14 protein-coding genes and 1 pseudogene are annotated in these 15,652 nt (G+C 53.8%); 3 read left to right on the top strand and 12 right to left on the bottom strand.

The features are described from left to right. Positions 1-324: 324 nt before the first annotated feature. The 5 genes from AC2FD8_RS19030 to AC2FD8_RS19010 form a co-directional block, all read right to left on the bottom strand. On the bottom strand, positions 325-1,248 hold the full coding sequence (locus AC2FD8_RS19030) for an HlyD family secretion protein (RefSeq protein WP_496858775.1): 924 nt from the start codon (positions 1,246-1,248) through the stop codon (positions 325-327). Then, positions 1,245-1,502 carry a DUF3302 domain-containing protein gene (locus AC2FD8_RS19025; RefSeq protein WP_496858777.1) on the bottom strand — a complete coding sequence of 86 codons (258 nt, stop codon included), beginning with the start codon at positions 1,500-1,502 and terminating at the stop codon, positions 1,245-1,247. The genes AC2FD8_RS19030 and AC2FD8_RS19025 overlap by 4 nt, the downstream gene beginning before the upstream one ends. Before the next feature lie 305 nt (positions 1,503-1,807). After that, positions 1,808-2,986, bottom strand: a complete 1,179-nt coding sequence (locus tag AC2FD8_RS19020; protein ID WP_496858779.1) for a carbohydrate porin — start codon at positions 2,984-2,986, stop codon at positions 1,808-1,810. Continuing rightward, positions 2,983-3,687 carry a DUF3299 domain-containing protein gene (locus tag AC2FD8_RS19015; RefSeq protein WP_496858781.1) on the bottom strand — a complete coding sequence of 235 codons (705 nt, stop codon included), beginning with the start codon at positions 3,685-3,687 and terminating at the stop codon, positions 2,983-2,985. Before AC2FD8_RS19015 ends, AC2FD8_RS19020 begins: the two co-directional genes overlap by 4 nt. A gap of 86 nt (positions 3,688-3,773) precedes the next feature. Next, entirely contained in the window at positions 3,774-5,132 is a 1,359-nt protein-coding gene (locus AC2FD8_RS19010; protein WP_496858782.1) for an amidohydrolase family protein, read from the bottom strand. A 186-nt stretch (positions 5,133-5,318) separates the two neighbouring features. Here AC2FD8_RS19010 and AC2FD8_RS19005 point away from each other — a divergent pair, with 186 nt between their 5' ends. Continuing rightward, the gene (locus AC2FD8_RS19005; RefSeq protein WP_496858784.1) at positions 5,319-6,332 is read left to right on the top strand and encodes an AraC family transcriptional regulator; all 1,014 of its coding nucleotides are present in this window, start codon (positions 5,319-5,321) and stop codon (positions 6,330-6,332) included. Positions 6,333-6,581: 249 nt separating this feature from the next. Here the strand turns inward: AC2FD8_RS19005 and AC2FD8_RS19000 are convergent. The 7 genes and pseudogenes from AC2FD8_RS19000 to AC2FD8_RS18970 form a co-directional block, all read right to left on the bottom strand. After that, a pseudogene (locus tag AC2FD8_RS19000) lies at positions 6,582-6,677 on the bottom strand (IS6 family transposase); the annotation flags it as partial. A gap of 90 nt (positions 6,678-6,767) precedes the next feature. Continuing rightward, the gene (locus AC2FD8_RS18995) at positions 6,768-7,259 is read right to left on the bottom strand and encodes a hypothetical protein (RefSeq protein ID WP_496858786.1); all 492 of its coding nucleotides are present in this window, start codon (positions 7,257-7,259) and stop codon (positions 6,768-6,770) included. 33 nt (positions 7,260-7,292) lie between these two features. Then, complete coding sequence (locus AC2FD8_RS18990) at positions 7,293-9,692, bottom strand: trimethylamine N-oxide demethylase (protein ID WP_496858788.1); 2,400 nt, start codon at positions 9,690-9,692, stop codon at positions 7,293-7,295. After that, a complete protein-coding gene (locus AC2FD8_RS18985) occupies positions 9,689-10,060 on the bottom strand; it encodes a cupin domain-containing protein (protein ID WP_496858790.1) in 372 nt (123 codons plus the stop codon). Before AC2FD8_RS18985 ends, AC2FD8_RS18990 begins: the two co-directional genes overlap by 4 nt. Position 10,061: 1 nt before the next feature. Continuing rightward, positions 10,062-12,044 (bottom strand): ABC transporter permease, encoded by a 1,983-nt coding sequence (locus AC2FD8_RS18980; RefSeq protein WP_496858792.1) that lies wholly within the window; start codon positions 12,042-12,044, stop codon positions 10,062-10,064. Then, a complete protein-coding gene (locus AC2FD8_RS18975; RefSeq protein WP_496821223.1) occupies positions 12,044-13,072 on the bottom strand; it encodes a quaternary amine ABC transporter ATP-binding protein in 1,029 nt (342 codons plus the stop codon). The genes AC2FD8_RS18980 and AC2FD8_RS18975 overlap by 1 nt, the downstream gene beginning before the upstream one ends. An 81-nt stretch (positions 13,073-13,153) precedes the next feature. Then, positions 13,154-14,107, bottom strand: coding sequence for an ABC transporter substrate-binding protein (locus tag AC2FD8_RS18970; RefSeq protein ID WP_496858794.1), 954 nt, complete (start codon positions 14,105-14,107; stop codon positions 13,154-13,156). Positions 14,108-14,343: 236 nt separating this feature from the next. Between AC2FD8_RS18970 and AC2FD8_RS18965 the strand changes: the two genes are divergently transcribed. Together AC2FD8_RS18965 and AC2FD8_RS18960 are read left to right on the top strand one after the other, a co-directional pair. Further along, the gene (locus AC2FD8_RS18965) at positions 14,344-15,279 is read left to right on the top strand and encodes a LysR substrate-binding domain-containing protein (protein WP_496858795.1); all 936 of its coding nucleotides are present in this window, start codon (positions 14,344-14,346) and stop codon (positions 15,277-15,279) included. A gap of 173 nt (positions 15,280-15,452) precedes the next feature. Beyond that, positions 15,453-15,652 (top strand): formate--tetrahydrofolate ligase (locus AC2FD8_RS18960; RefSeq protein ID WP_496857132.1); only part of this gene is annotated, 200 nt, incomplete at its 3' end.

The raw sequence follows: 15,652 nt of genomic DNA, 5'->3' as shown, positions 1-15,652 counted from the left end.
CAAGCCTTCCATGCCGCTGCTACCTCTTTCAGCGTCACCCTGTGTAGAGTTATCTTTATCTGCTTTGCCTTGTTTGATGTGACACGCGGCTGGTTCTTCTCTTGGCTAACCATTGGCAGATTGTATGGTGAGTGTCCTGTTAAGGCGGTTCGCACAATTCTGCATCAGCGGGTTGGTTCGTTCGATGAAGGTCTGGTAAGGGCTCGTTCCACCAGTCCATACGAGCCGCAGAGAAAGTCGGCAGCGAGCCAAAGCCGACTTCTCCGTGGCGCACCCGAACAAGCCGCTAGAATTCAAGCCAGCCAGATATCACCCGGACCTTCATTAGAAGTAATTCATCCAAGCTGTCATGCGCAGCGTGATCTTTTGAATGACGCTGAAGTCTTGCCCTTTGTCAGTATAAATTGCAGCCTGTCCCGAGCTGCCTGCTGGCAAATCTACACCGTCAAATTCGAGATTTAGAGTAACCACGTAAGTGGTATCCAGTACTTCTGGCACTTCTGGTGTGGCTCCATCTATCTGATACTCGGCATCAGGGGACGACGGGTATATCCCAACCACAGTTCCACCAAAGGTTCTGCCTGGCAGCGACTTGAACGTTGCCTCTGCTGGCTGTCCAACCTTAACGTTCCGAAGTTGGTTTTGTTTGAGAATGATGTTCACGATTGGATTTCCTGTATCGAGGAAAGCCATTACCGGCGTGCCTTTGTTAACCCAATTGCCCGGCAGTAGGGTCACCGCGGGGACAATGCCGTCGAACGGTGCTTTGACAGTTGTATTTTCAAGGTCGAAAGTCGCAGACTTTACGGAGGCCTCTGCAACTGAAACTTGTGTTCGAAACGCTTCTACCTCCGCCTCAGCAACGGCATCACGAGAGAGTAGTTCCTCGTTTCGGGCCAGTTGCAGTTTGGCCAAGATCAGTTGCGCTTGCGCTTGATCCAAGGCGGCTTCGTAGCGGGTTTTGTCAATTTCGAACAGAACATCACCCTGCGAAATTGGTGTCCATGAAGCCACTGGGACTTCGACCACATAGCCTTCGACTGCGGGCTTGACGGAAATTGAGCCAATAGTGATGAGCGCATCGCCTTTGGGGTTGGTCCAGTTCAAAGGAACAAAAATCACCAGCAATGCCGTGAGCCAAATTACCAGCGGCGAAATTTTCATCCAAAGATACCAGCGTTTCAGCACACCGAATTTTACGAGAGCCCAAAGCAGTCCAAGCCAAATGGCAATAGGGATGAGGATCATCTGGCGTCTCCCATCTCGGCCTGTTCGACTTCTGCGTCAGTCGAACCAGCGAAGGCCCAAATTAGAACGATTGGGTAAAGGACACCTCCGGCAACTAGAGTGATCCAACCACCGATAGAGACCGCGGATGTGTAAGGATGCCGACGTTTGGTTGCGACCCGCCCCGGCCAACCGCCAAGAAACACAAAAACACCGACCAAAATGGCGGCGATGAAAACCAGAACGCCGAGCGCAACGTATTCAAGTGCTGTCAACTGCTGCTCTCCTTAAGGTATTTTCCCAAAACAGTTTCCTATTCCAGCTTTGACTTTTCTTTCTCAGAGATACGACTGAACGATCGGACAGGATGAATTTGTGAAATGAAATCCTTTCATTGAGTTCCTTACAATCTCGAGATGGTAGTTTGGCGTTTTTGCTACATTTGAGAAATGCGGCTACGCTTTAGTTGTTGGTTCCTCTTGCGTCAGTCTCTTGGCTGGATAGGTCACTAACGATTGCTTAGATGTGGAAGCAGACATTGTCCGCGTTATTGTCAACGCTCATAATGACCCCACGGTGTTCAAAACACTATCCGCGTTCGAATTCCGAACAGCGCGATGCTATCCTGATCGGGGTTCAGCAGCGGGTTCGAAATGTACTGTAGGGACGGCGTAATCTGCAGGCCGGGTGAGATTGAAAACCGATAGAAGGCTTCCAGCGTAAACTGGTCGCCGTCTATGCCTCGTGCCTCGGCCCAGTTTAGGCCCAGACCGGCCAGATCGGTATTGCGGCCAAAGTAACCCAGACCGGCAGAAACCGACCGGTCATAAAGCGCCGCGGTCCCTTTTGACGCCCCTGCCCGAAAGAACGGCATCCATTTGTTGTCGATAAACCATGCCGCAGAAAACGCAGCGCCGTAGTCTTCTGCTCGGCTACCATCTTCGGCTGCATCCGCGTGCCAGAGGGTCAGATGGACATTGTCGAAATAGATGCGATCAAAGCCGGACGTGTACCCAAGTTCGAGTGATTTGAAGAGATTGCCGTCGCTGAACACATCAAAGTTTGGATCAGACGGATCGGCATTTGCGTCTGCAACGCTCGCAACAGCGTATAAGTTCTCGCTCAGCTTGATTCCACCCGCAATGCCAAGGCCCGGGTTGGGTGCGTTTAGTGTCGGGTTGGTATTGAAAGACAGGTTTTGGAAACCACTGTATGGGCTTACCAACCCATAAATGTCCACAAAGTCCGTTACATCAATCTGGCCAACTTGCAGCGTCCACGAACCGTTTTCGGCCCTTTGGGTCCAGAACAGGTTGGTCAGCAGCAAACCGTTATCGTTGAAGGCTGTTCCCGTGATCGAAAGGGCTCCGCCATCCAGCCCAAGAAACTGAGGGGCAACATCCGTATAGCTGTGCCGGTCTTCAATCTTGAATGTCAGAGAACCACGTTCAGTTGCCTGCCAACTACCGTAGAAGCGCGCAATTCCGCTGGCCGCTTCGCCGGTTCCCAGATCAGCATTCGTGGTTTGGCCGAGCGCCAGGTAATCAATATTGAACCGAAACCCACCCTCAGCCAGCCGATCTTTCCACTGAAACCAACCGGGTGCGATGTTGCGTGGAAAATCGGAACGATATTGTGGGTCGGTGAGCCCATCTCCGGGCCGAAGATCAGCTTCGACCGAAGAGGGCCCCGACAGTCCTTGCGCCGAGGCAGCGCCAGCAACAGCGATACTCAATGTGGCAGCCAGAAGTCTTATCATTCAGACGCCTTTGTCCCGCCGGTCTTGCGGTTGCCTGCCGCGCGGATGCGATCAGCCGCGCGCTGCTTCCATTCCAGCCTGTCTGCCTCGGTTTCCAGCGTTTCGACACGTTCCGTTTCCAACTGGAAAGTCGCATTCATAGGCATGAGGCCATCCACAACCATCATATTCTGAACAGTAGGATCGATAGTCAGCATACCCGTCAGCCGAACGGGTTCATGGAAATAGCTGGGCGCCCAGTCCCCGTTCAACCGCACACGGATCATCTGGTTGGGCGGAGGTGGAGGCATGTGACTGCACATCCCGCGTTCCGGCACTAGATACGCGACAGGCCGACCGTCTGGATCATTCGGAGCAGGAATGGCAAAGCCCGCCAGGGTGACTGATTGACCATCGAATTGCGGATTTCCGTTTGTTCCAGCCTTTCTTCGACGTTCCGTCACGACCTCTCGCTGGTCGAGTAGCCAGTCGACATCAATCCCATCAGCCGCCAAGGCATCCTCAGTCTCGTTCAGAAGCGCTTGCCATTTTTGTCTCTCTTCTTCGCTGCCACTATCCTGCTGTAGCCTGCCGCGCAGCCGTACGACGTAAAGGACATCGTCGAATTGTTCGGCGCTAAGTTCGCGATAGGGGTCTTCAAAGACCTGCGCGGACGGGTCAGGCAGCTCAGACCAGTCCAACGCGGTTCCTGGCGTTGCCATGGCAGGATGAGCACACCAAACCAACCCTGCGAATACCAAGGAGCGGAAGCAATGTCGCATAATTACCCTCCGGCTGTTTAGTCAGGTCAATCCAGTGTGTTCTTGTAAATTACGCCGTCCTTCATGATCAGTCGGATCGTATCTGGGCTTTCAGGTCTCGGGTCGGCACCAAACCACTGATCACCCGTGCCAACAACCGAGAACTCTTCAAGTGGGTTGCCGTCGATCAGCAGGATATCCGCATAAGCTCCTTCCTCGATGACGCCCAGTTTTCCGGCGGTATACGGGTTCATAAAGTCACCGGACAAAGCAACCACCTCGCCACCTGTCGATGTCAGCGTGACCATGGACGTATAGGGCCCGAAAAATTCATTGTTCAGGTGTTTCTCGTAGGCAATCTGGATATTGCAAGCCTCGACCGAGCCAACACAGTCGGTCTGGAACCCTCGCTTGACCGGGCATTCTTTCATATTGTCGATATAGCCTGCAAATGTGGCCGAGGCAGATTTGGCTTTGGCAAGGCTTGCGGGCACGCTGGCCACCGCCGGAATATCAAGCAAGCCGGGATCGAAGGCCGTCAGATTGGTGGTGATATACGCCCCTTTTTCGTTCATGACTTGGGCAATTTCACAATCAAACGAGAAGCCATGTTCGATGGACATGACACCTGCATCAAGCGCACTCAGGATAGCTTCTTTGCGATAAGAGTGCGCCATGACATAGCTGCCATACTCATTTGCCACCTGTACCGCGGCTTTGATTTCCTCGGGCGATCCAGCCAGCAACTGCCACGGATCGAAGGCTGAAACGACGCCACCAGATTGCATGAACTTCAACTGCGTCGCTCCCATGCGGAAATTATTGCGTGCAAACTTGTAGACGTCGTCGACACCGCTGACCTCCTGCGCCAAATTCAGACGGCTCATGTTGGTCTCTGAACCCGGTGGAGCTGTGAAATTCGCGAAGTCAGCGTGACCGCCGCGCGTTCCGATAAATGCACCGGACGGAAAGTAACGCGGTCCTTCAATTTGGCCTGAGTCAATTGCGCGGCGCAGCCCGCCATTGGCACCACCTGCGTCCCTGACTGTGGTGAAGCCCTGCATCAAATACATCTCGGCCATCCGCGCACCGTGTATTGCAAAATCCTCCCACGTTGTGTTGGCCTCCATCGCGGGCAATGTCGGCCCCATCAACATGAGGTGCGCGTGCAATTCGATAAACCCGGGGGACAGTGTGCGCCCCTCTCCGTCAATGACCGTCGCATTGGGAGCATCGATCGCATCGGTTGAGACGGCCTTGATCAGGTTGCCCTCGACCAGAACGCTGGCATTTTCGATACGCTGTTCATTCACACCGTCGAAGACATGCACGTTGGTAAACAGCGTTTGAGGTTCTTCCTGATCCTGAGCTAATAAAGGCAGGGCACCCGCAAGAACGAAGGCCATCGTACTGGCAATGAGTTTTTGTTTGTTTAGTCCATACATTTTGATCGACCTCCCATTTCACCTGAAAAACTTTAGCGCGTCTCAATAAAAAAGCACTGCCACTTTGGATTTCATATTTGACTTTTTTTGACCAAAAGAGGCAAATTGAAGCCTCCTATGGTTACAACATAACAGAACTGGCTACACTTGACTGTAGATCGCACCTCGAATCCTTCGCTCGGTTTTATCCGACTTACGAACGCCACCGTGTTTTCGAGTTTCCTGCGCGAACGTGGTATCTCACCGGATTCTGCTTTCAAATCCCACGGTTTGAACGCAGCTGCGATTGAGGACGAAAACCTCTTCGTTCACGCGGACGTGTTTTACAGCCTTACAAATGCATTCGCTGATTTGGCAAATGATCGGCTGCTGGGTCTACATGTAGGCGAAGGGTTCGCATTTTCCGATTGGCCGCCATTCGCGAACGCGGCCGCAAACTCACAGTCTCTATTCGAATTCCTAACACGGTACATCCAGATGGTTCCCACCGAAGCAAGCTCGGTTCGGCACAGTCTTTTGGTAGAAGCCGGTCGAGCCACTTACCAAGTAACACGTACAAGCGACCCGGGCGTCGCTCCAACGCAAGTGACGGGATTTGGCTGCGCTCAGTACATAAGAGTAATCCGAGCAGTAACTGGACAATTCTGGGACCCGAGTAAAGTTTCGTTTAAATCCAAGTACCTTGGCGGCATACCAGAAAACTATCAGGACGTTGAAATTGCCTATTCGCGCGATCCGGGGATTCAGATTTCCTATCCCGTTGATTGGCTTTTCAACGACCTGGACCTCAATACTCGTGTTTCCGAGGGTCGAACGTCCGAAGCCTTACCCGCTGTCAGTGTCGTGACCGCCCTCAGATCAGTACTCCGAAGTAATCTGCAGCAAGATGACCTTAGCCCCAATGCAGTCGCCGCTTTGCTGGGACTTGAGGCTGAGCCCCTTTTGAAAGCTTTGAAACAAAATGGTACGTCGCTTTCCAAGGAATTAAAGCGTTTGAAGATCGAACAGGCCAAAGACGCGTTGTCGACGAGCGAAAGAAAAATTTCGGAGATTGGCAATTCGCTCGGCTACTCTGATAGCGCTCATTTCACTCGGTTTTTTCGGTCGCAGACTGGCATCAGCCCCAGTGAGTACCGACGTAGGGCAGATATCCAGGATTGATAGTGGCTCTGGCATCAATTCGAATTGGCTCGCTAACGTATTTGCGGCATTGGATGGGAATCTACTGATTTTTTCAACTAATGATAAGCGGCCAGATTAGGCTGCGCACTAGAAATTTGGTGTTGTCACGTTAACCCACGACCCACATAGAGATCCTGGTTTTCGGACTTCAAGCGGCCTGTGTGGCAGCATTCCAGGGTTCCGTTGCAAAGTTTGCGGTGTCCGGAAACCCGTCTTTGGGCCGATGGGTTAGGCCGCCAGTTCTGCGAACTGTAGAAATGGACAGAGTCCGGGCGTGATTTGACCTTTGCGGATCATGTGCGCCACTTCGATTCCGTCGAGGGTTCGCCATCCAAAATTGGCAAAAGAATCATTTGCGACACATCCCCGCGGTCATTTTTGGCATCGCAACTGCGTTTCGTGCAGAGGGACTTCTTATTTGTAGTTTACAAAACCCATTACAACTAAAGTTTGGTTTTGCTGACTCTTGTCCTTCTTCGACACGCGGTATGTGCCCAGCTCTGTGATCAGTTCCCGCAAATTGTAGCTGTCGGGGTGGTTCACAGGGTCGGAAACTGATGGGCTGCTACCTTCGCGACAACTTACGACTTCAAGCCAAGCGTCGCGAAAAAATAGCTCTGCGTTATCGCTTCGATACGAAAATGACCAAAAGCATGAAATGCCCTTGGTGCCAGCTAAGCCCATAAAGGTTTCGCAGATTGCGCCTTCGGGAGCGACAGCAGTGGTTTCGTAGCTTTCCAGCATAGTAATCCGATCACATTCGTCCGCTAAACCAGGTATTGAACACAACGCCAGTAAAGCGACCATGGTGATTTGAAAGAGCGACAATCTGAAAATGCCCGTTTTAGACAGAATCCCACAGTCGAATGACGAGCGCTTTCTTGAGGCTTGGCAACGATCGGTCATGATGAACTCGAATATCGTCACCTTTCCTAGCTGCTACTCTGCAGCGTCCGAAACCGTCACTTCTGCGTATATCCCTTTCACACGTTCCTTTGTCGGATCAAAATGCGGGAATGGAACGATCTTGGCTTTCAACCGTTTTTGCTGCCCGTCCAACTGCCCGATTTCAATGTCCGACCCAATGGTAGCATGGGTAACAGAAACCCGGCCCAATGCGATTACTTTGCCAAGAACTGGTGATTTCATTGCGCTGGTAATCTCGCCAACCTGCGCCTTTCCAATGCGCACGCAATCGCCCGGCGAGGGGACCGTGCCGCCTTCGACCTCGAAACCAACCAATTTGCGGTGCGGGTGTGCCTTGCGTTCTTCGATCGCGGCCCGTCCGATGAAATCGTCGGCTTTTGTTTTCAACGGCACAGTAAAGCCGATGCCTGCTTCAAACGGGTCCGTCTGATCGTCGAATTCCGACCCGGCAAAGATCAATCCACCTTCGATCCGCAACATGTCGAGTGCCGCAAGCCCGAGTGGTGCGATGCCATATTCCTCACCGGCTTCCCAAACGCGGTCAAAGATTTCTACCGCATCTTTCGGGTGGCAGAAGATTTCGTATCCAAGTTCACCCGAATAACCGGTCCGGGAAATAACCACTGACGTCCCCTGCACATCGCCCACACGTGCGACGGTAAGCCGGAACCATGGCAGTTCTTCGATCGTCGGTTGTTGAGGTGGCGTCCAGAATATCTTGGAAAGAATGTCGCGGCTGTGCCGCCCTTGCACCGCGATGTTGTGTAACTGGTCTGTCGAATTGCGCACCCAGACATTCATATGGCGTTTGAGTGCCTGCTCCTGCAGCCACAATCCGCTGGTGTCATTCCCGCCAATCCAGCGGAAGTTTGTTTCACCCAGACGATAAACTGTACCATCGTCGATCATACCGCCGTGCTCATAGCACATGGCCGTATAGACGACCTGACCAACACTCAGCTTTTTCATGTTGCGGGTCACACAAAGCTGCATCAACTCTTCTGCGTCGGGTCCGACAACCTCGTATTTCCGCAATGGACTCAAGTCCATGACGGCAACCTTGTCTCGACAGGCCCAGTACTCGGCAATGGTGCCGTGATTGGTCATCGTGTTGGGTAACCAATAGCCATTGTATTCGACGAAATCACGGGTATGCCGCGCAAAGCAGTCGTGAAACGCGGTTTTTTTGGTTTCTTCCACATCCGCCTCCGCAGATTTTCTGTAGCCATAGGACCGTTTGAAATCTTCGGTCGCTTTGTAAGTTCGCACCTGAATGTCGGTTGGGTTCCAGCCATTCGCCGGATCGATATCGCAGGGACATCCAGTGCTGACGCAGACCAAATCAGTCAGAGCACGCAGCAGGACGAAGTCGCCCGGTCTTGACCACGGATCGTCCATTCCAATGGCGTTGGTCTCGTCCAGCATTGTATTGAAAAAGAAATTGATTGCCGGCCAGCCTCCGCGGGGCTTGATGCCATACTGATCCAGATCCTTGTTGATATTGTCCGAACAATTCACGTGACCGGGATAGCCAAGGTCTTCGTAGTACCGCGCGGTACAGGCAAGGCCGAACGTGTCATGCCGACCGCAGGTGTCCTGTACGATTTCGACCAAAGGCTCTTGATCGACCGACCAGTATTTCGAGAAGATCCCCGGTTTAGGATACAAGCTGCCCATCAGACTTCGGGTTGTTGTTGGGTCAATTTCGCGCTCGACCCCTTGATCCAGCGCACGGCGGCTGAAGGCCTGGAAATCAGAACACTCGCGTCCGCGAATATCCACGATCTGTATGAATTCTCCGGCTTTGACCTCATAGGACTTGGCATTGCCGGGCTGAATGTTGATGTCCTTCAAAGGATCAGCCAGCGGATCAGGCGGGCCTACATCGGGCTTTTCCAATCCAGGTGCAGAGCGCTGAATATACAAGATGATATCCGTGGGCGGATTGTGGTCCTCGGGGCGCATCGCCTTGCCGGGTGCGGCGACGATCAAAAGGCCATCGTTTTCCGCCACGTAATGCGCCATGTCGCCGGGGCGAGACCCATCTGTGAAAGCACGAATTGCGTCACCTTTTCCGACTTCGAAACCAGCGGTTTCCAGAGCTCGCAGTACCTTTTTCCCTGAAGCGGAGCCATTTGCCAGCGTTGCAATCAACCCTTCGGGTCGCCCATGCCCCTGCGCGCCCAGCATGGCTGCGTCGGAACTCCGGTCAGGAGCAAAAAAGACCATTTCGGCCGGTTGCATTCCATCGCGGTCCAACAGCGTGATGGTATCGCCTTTGGATATCGGAACAGCGCGCGACCCCATTCCTGGAACCGGGTGACGCTCTGTCCCGTGGGGCAGGATCGGAAGGCCAGGGGCCAGTACCCCGCTCCGTTCGAATGGAACTTCGAAAACCGGCTTCACATTCATAATGCACCTTCCTGAATGGATTCCGTCGCACCGCGGTGCGTGACCACCAAAAGACAACCCGCCTCAGTGTGCGAGCAATGGCTGGATCCTGCGGCAAGGCTGACGAAATCCCCGCTGCGATAGCAAAACCCATCATGATCGGTCAGATCGCCTTCAAGGACAAAGAACTCCTCTGGTCCGTGATGGATGTGGGGGTTCGAGCGTGTGCCCGGCGCCATCTTCATAAGATAGCTGCCTTGCCCGGTTTCCTCATCAAAGCTGACGTTCTTCCACCAAACCTGCTCGTCCGGCAGACCCTTCATCCGCATCCGGATGAATCCTGTATCGTCGAAACGGGCAACACTGCGTCTGTCTTGTAGCTGTGCCATCTCAGTCTAGCCCTAGTCGCTTTTTACGCTGTTCCGCCCAGCTGCTGATGGCCATGTCAAAGGTCAGCGCCATCAGCGACACGTTCATCCCAAGGACAAAGTTCTTGCCCAACTCGGTGCCCGCCAGTGTCCGCTGCAATTCCTGTCCCAGATCCTGCGTGCCGATGAACGCCGCGATGATGACCATGAAGAACGAGAACATGATTGCCTGGTTAAACCCGACCGCCATTGTTGGCAGCGCCAGTGGGAACTGCACCGACATCAGCTTTTGTCGGCGGGTCGAGCCGGACATGTCGGCCGCTTCGGTCATTTCCGGCGGTACGCTGCTGAGGCCGATAATCGTGTACCGGATCAACGGTACAGCGGCGAAGATCAGGATCGAGAACACAACAGCCACATCATTGACGCCGAACAACATGATCGCAGGAATCAGGTAGATGAAGCTTGGGAAGGTCTGCGCGGTGTCGCAGGCCAGCAGAATGCTATTGGACCAGCGGGTGGATCGGGCCGCGACAACTCCCAGGGGGATACCGATCAATGTCGCCAGCGCAACCGCCGAAATCACGGTGTAGAGCGTGATAACGGAGCGATCCCACCAACCCGAGAAAGCCACGATCGTAAAGAAGACTGCGGCATAGATGCCCGGTCTGCGGCCACCGACCCAATAGGCAAAGGAAACCACCAGCAGTATGAAAGCGGGTGTCGGAATGGCAAGCAGCGTGTTCCGGAACGGGATCAGAACCTTGACGTTCAGGAACCAGCGCAACCATTCGGTTGTCCCTTTGATAGCATCGATGGCCAGGACCGACTTGATCACCACGTCGATTTCCTTGCCCTGGCTCAGATGTTGCTTGCGGCCGACTTCGGCCAGGATCGGGAAGACCTGCGACAGCAGAGTGAACCCAACAAACAGACCCAGCGCGATCAGTGAGATCTGGTGCCGTTTCCACCACGGCGTACCACGTTCGAAATGAACGGGCTGTTTGACGACCCAAGCCTTTGACATCCGATCGAGCATGACCGCCAGAAGAACGATGGTCACACCAATCTCAAAAGAACGCCCGAGTTTGAAACTGCCCATCATCGCCAACAGTTTGGCACCAAGGCCGGGCATGCCGATGAAAGCGGTCAGCACCACCATGGCCAGGCACAACATGATCACCTGGTTGACGCCAACCAGAATCTCGGTGCGCGCGGCGGGAACATAGACATGTCGCAGCATCTGCCAGCGGGTGCATCCGGACATCTTGCCTGCTTCTATCACTTCGGGGCTGACTTTCTTCAGGCCCAGAGTGGTCATCAGAATCATCGGCGGGATGGCAAAGGTAATCGTCGCGACAGCCCCGGCTGTTGGCCCGACTTTGAAGAAAATCACGGCGGGCAATAGATATGTAAAAAACGGCAGTGTTTGCAGAACGGACAAGATAGGTTTCAGCATCCGCTCGAACCTGCCGTATTTCCAAGCAGCGATACCCAGGGTCAAACCCAGCAGAAAGGCCAGGGGTGCAGCAACCACAATGACGGACATTGTCTGCATGGCCATCTTCCACTGTCCGATCGCTGCGGTCCAGATGAAGGTTCCGGCCCCCAAAGCGGCCAACCTCCAACCGCCAACAGCATATCCGACGACAGCTGCAACAGCGGCGACGGCTGACCATGGGATTGGCCCCAGATAGGGCCAGCGACGCTTGCCCTCCAAAAGGTTTGCGGATGTGTCCAGCAAAAACTCAAGCGGGCCTTCAGCGATAAAACGGGTAACGTAAATCAAGCCAAGGTCGGTTTGAATGAAGCTAAAAATGGAGTCCAAAACCTCTGCCGTCGGCGGTATTGCTGCCTCTGGGATGCGGTTCAGCCATTCAGGCAGAACACCAAAAGCCTTGGCAAGAATTAGCGCAAATGCCGCAATCAGCAGAACAGTAAGCACGCGGGTACGTCCCCACGGTCTGTCCGAAGTTTCCGGCAGTTCAGTGGACAGCGTCGCCATCACTCGGCCCCGAGCAGAACGTTCAACGCGGCATCGCGTTCCAGAACGCCGGTGACAACGCCTTTGTCGTCGGCGACCGGCAACAGGATGCGGTTGTCATTGACCAGAACCCGCGCCAATTCGTGGATAGTCGAACCGCCATTGATTGGCGCGCCTTCCAAGGCGTGTCCATTGACCGGCTTTGCGAGTCCCTTCGCGTGCACCACGCGGGCTTTGTCGATGTCCTCGGTGAATTTCGCCACGTATTTCGTGGCAGGGTTCATGACGATCTGATCCGGCGTATCACACTGTTCCACCGCACCGTTTCGCATGATCGCAATCCGGTCCGCCAGGCGCAGCGCTTCGTCAAAATCATGTGTGATAAAGACAATGGTCTTTCCCAGCATTTCTTGCAGACGCAGAAACTCGTCCTGCATTTCGCGCCGGATCAACGGGTCCAAAGCCGAGAACGGCTCGTCAAGAAACCAGATATCCGGTTCAATCGCCAGGGATCGGGCGATACCAACACGCTGCTGTTGCCCGCCGCTGAGTTCACGCGGGAAATATTCTTCACGACCCTCAAGCCCAACCAGCTTTACAACCTCCAGCGCGCGTTCGCGCCTGTCATGACGATCCTGACCACGCATCTCTAACGGAAATGCAACGTTGTCCAAAACTGTACGATGTGGCAGCAGGCCGAAGGATTGAAACACCATACCCATCTTGTTGCGCCGTAGCTCGATCAAGTCGCGTTCGCTAAGGCTCATGATATCCTGCCCGTCGACTTCGATGGTGCCGCCAGTAATGTCGTGCAGGCGCGAAAAGCACCGCACCAAAGTAGACTTCCCTGATCCTGAAAGCCCCATGATGACCAGCATTTCGCCACGGCCAACCTCGATTGAGACGTCCTTGACCCCAGCAATGTACCCATCTGCACGAATCTCATCAAAGCTACGGCCTGCTGGCAGGGAGTTCAGGTAGCTCACGGGCGAGGGTCCGAACAATTTCCAGACATTTTTGGCTGATATCACAGGCGCTGTGGCTGACATGGCTGTTTTTCTTCCTTGTTGAGTGCGGCCTCGCATCGCGGATTGGTCAAGGCCGCACCAGTATTGTCGAATTTGGACGAGTTACGAGCTGCAGGCGCTGATCCAGGGATCAACGACACTACGGTTGGCGTCTAGCCATTCTTCGGCTGCCTCTTCAGGCTCCAGCTCATCCGTGTCGACCAGCTTCGCCATCTCAGCAATCTGAGGGTTGGTGAAAGAGATCTCGGTCAGGGCGCAATATGCGGCTGGCCATTTTTCTTTCATGCCATCCCAAGCCGCCTTTTTCAGGTAGCCGGAAGCCGGGTTACCACAATCGTACAGGGCATCCGGATTCGGACCCTTGGACGGATCTTTGTCGCATCCGTCTTCCCACTTCGGGAACTCAACAAACTCACCGGGCCAGACGGCTTCGGCAAAGTTTGGCGTCCAGTTAAATACGAGTACCGGCTTTTTATCGGCCTCAGCTGCGCCAATCTCGGCCCACAGGGCTGCGGCAGAGCCAGCGTTGATTACGGTGAAGTTCAGATCAAGGGCTTCGGCTCTTTCTTTGCCATGCTTCAACCAGTCAACTGGACCATCCAGATACCGGCCCTTGTCACCTGTTTCGGCTGTCGCGAACAGGTGAGCACAATCGTTCAGGGCTTGCCAATCAGGCAGGCCCGGGCAGGCCTCCTTGGTCCACATTGGATACCACCAATCTTCGCGCGTGACCGCGTCATGATCACCCGCATCATGCAGACCTCCCTTTTCAAGTGCTGCACGGTAGGATGCACCAAACGCGCCTTCCCAGACTTCCATTTCCAGTGCCACATCGCCAAGTCGTACCGACTCGTAGACCGCTTGGCTGTCGGTGGTGACGTATTCGACATTGTTGCCCATCTCTTCGAAGATCAGGCCGACAACATTCGACATCACGATCTGGCTGGACCAGTTATGAATTGGGATGACGATCGGATCGCTGCTGTCTTCTGCATTGGCTCCGGTGCCCGCTATCGCTGCCAAGGTTGCAGCAGAAAGTAGGTTTGTAAGTTTCATGTTTGCTCCCTGAGTGACGTTCATTTTGATCTTGGGGCTCTTCCGGCCCCGAATTTGTGCATTCTGCCTAGAAATGCGCCGAACACAGAACAGAGATTTGCGGGGCTTTGGCTATAATTTCTTGAGGCTAATTCAACTTTTCGCTACTTTAACAATCAGTTGCCTGATCGGAAGCAAACTGATGCGGGTAGATGTTTTTGGTTGTGAAGACGTCCAAAGTGGGAATTAGCTCGCGTATGCCTAAGAAAGCTCCAGTTACCGGTAAGATTCTGCCGCCACTCGACTACTTTCTGGCTTTTGAGGCCGCGGCGAAGGCGCAGAGTTTTGCGCAGGCCAGCAAGGTGCTGAATATATCTGAAACCGCTATCAGTCGCAAAGTACGTCTGTTGGAACAACACTATGACGTACCCTTGTTTGTCAGAGGCCATCGATCGGTTTCACTGACGCAGCAAGGTGCCATATTGTTGGCCACGGTGGAAAAATCGCTGGACCTGATGCGGGATGTCAGTCGCGATATGCTGGCCAAGCATCAGGCCAACACGGTCTCGATCTCTGCGACCAATTCTGTTGCGTCTCTGTGGTTGATGCCGCAGTTGCGCAAGTTCAACAAATCCAATGGCCGCATCCGTATTTCACTGGTGTCTTCCGACAGCGATGCTGAGTGTCTGGCTGACTCGATGGATCTGACAATCTTGCGTGGGGATGGGGATTGGCCCGGATATGACGCTCAGCTTTTGTTCGGAGAAACGGTGTTCCCGATCTGTAGCCCAGAGTACCTATTAAGTAATCCAGAGGCGGCAACTCTATCTGCGCTGCCGGAGTTGGATCTGATTGAAGTGACGAGCAGCCATGCGGAATGGATGACATGGCATACTTGGCTTAGTGGCAATGGAATTCCCACCGCATCGATGGAACGCGCAGTGGCCTTCAACACCTATCCGCTGTCTATACAAGCGGCAGTAGATGGTTTGGGCGTCGCATTGGGTTGGGCCCATCTTGTTGACCCGCTGCTTGAAAGCGGTGCGTTGGTTAGACCAATCCAGGACATATCGGTGCGAACACAGTCGGGGTATTATCTTCTGAAGAGCCCAACACATAAAACATTTCCGGAACGCCGCATCGTCGAGGATTGGTTGCTGGGGCTTAGCGCAGGGCGCAAACGCTACGCGTGAGCCCTTTGTGCCATCGCGCCCAAAATGTCCTTTCCGTCAAAGTCTCTGCAATTCAGATATTGACCAGTGGGAAAAATTATTTACCGTAAAGAAAGTATCCGATTCCACCCCCGGTCGCAAATACCGGCGGGTTTGAGTTCGTTCGACCTACTTTGCACGGAGCCCAGAACCCAATGAGCTATAAATCTGACATCGAAATCGCGCGTGAGGCGAATAAGAAGCCGATTCAGGAGATCGGTGCAAAGATTGGCATCGAGTCAGCGGATCTGCTGCCGTATGGCCACGACAAGGCGAAGGTCAGCCAGGACTTCATCAACTCGGTTCAGGGCCGTGAGGATGGCAAGCTGATCCTTGTGACTGCGATCAACCCGAC

Source organism: Ruegeria sp. YTSC192 (genome assembly GCF_059609705.1).
Note: the sequence above shows the minus strand (reverse complement) of the source record. Positions and strands in the feature narration are given on the sequence as shown.

Bases quoted from the DNA above. Each gene is read 5' to 3' on its own strand.
- AC2FD8_RS19030 (WP_496858775.1), bottom strand. From the start codon at position 1,248: ATGATCCTCATCCCTATTGCCATTTGGCTTGGACTGCTTTGGGCTCTC.
- AC2FD8_RS19020 (WP_496858779.1), bottom strand. From the start codon at position 2,986: ATGATAAGACTTCTGGCTGCCACATTGAGTATCGCTGTTGCTGGCGCT.
- AC2FD8_RS19015 (WP_496858781.1), bottom strand. From the start codon at position 3,687: ATGGCAACGCCAGGAACCGCGTTGGACTGGTCTGAGCTGCCTGACCCG.
- AC2FD8_RS19010 (WP_496858782.1), bottom strand. From the start codon at position 5,132: ATGGCCTTCGTTCTTGCGGGTGCCCTGCCTTTATTAGCTCAGGATCAG.
- AC2FD8_RS18995 (WP_496858786.1), bottom strand. From the start codon at position 7,259: ATGACCGATCGTTGCCAAGCCTCAAGAAAGCGCTCGTCATTCGACTGT.
- AC2FD8_RS18990 (WP_496858788.1), bottom strand. From the start codon at position 9,692: ATGAATGTGAAGCCGGTTTTCGAAGTTCCATTCGAACGGAGCGGGGTA.
- AC2FD8_RS18985 (WP_496858790.1), bottom strand. From the start codon at position 10,060: ATGGCACAGCTACAAGACAGACGCAGTGTTGCCCGTTTCGACGATACA.
- AC2FD8_RS18980 (WP_496858792.1), bottom strand. From the start codon at position 12,044: ATGGCGACGCTGTCCACTGAACTGCCGGAAACTTCGGACAGACCGTGG.
- AC2FD8_RS18975 (WP_496821223.1), bottom strand. From the start codon at position 13,072: ATGTCAGCCACAGCGCCTGTGATATCAGCCAAAAATGTCTGGAAATTG.
- AC2FD8_RS18970 (WP_496858794.1), bottom strand. From the start codon at position 14,107: ATGAAACTTACAAACCTACTTTCTGCTGCAACCTTGGCAGCGATAGCG.
- AC2FD8_RS18965 (WP_496858795.1), top strand. From the start codon at position 14,344: ATGCCTAAGAAAGCTCCAGTTACCGGTAAGATTCTGCCGCCACTCGAC.